Origin of the sequence: Salmonella sp. SAL4457 (genome assembly GCF_046548235.1) — a bacterium.
In the GTDB taxonomy this organism is placed as follows: Bacteria; Pseudomonadota; Gammaproteobacteria; order Enterobacterales; family Enterobacteriaceae; genus Salmonella; species Salmonella enterica.
Map to the genome: position 1 here is coordinate 1 of NZ_JBGDZO010000777.1, position 259 is coordinate 259.

The following is a 259-nucleotide window of genomic DNA, read 5'->3' on the forward strand; positions in this document are numbered from 1 at the left end:
GGGTGGTGAAGTCGGCGATCACCTCGCCGATACGCGGGTCGTCGGCATGCCGATCGAACAACGGCACGTTGAGGAGAAATTCCGCGCTTTCGCTCCAGCGCGCCAGGACCAGCGCGAAGGCGCAGCCGAACACGCTGGACAAGGTCACGCCATGCTGCGCGGCAAGACGCTCCAGGCGCCGGCTCTCGCCGGCGGAAAGCTGGAATGCCAGGCGCCGGGTGCGCGGCTGGCGGATGCTTTCCGGCGCGCAGGCCAACGG

The 259-nt window shown here is 69.1% G+C and carries 1 protein-coding gene; it reads right to left on the minus strand.

Annotated elements, in window-relative coordinates; genetic code table 11:
* Positions 1 to 259 (minus strand): hypothetical protein (locus ACLJNW_RS26270; RefSeq protein WP_410961516.1); only part of this gene is annotated, 259 nt, incomplete at both ends.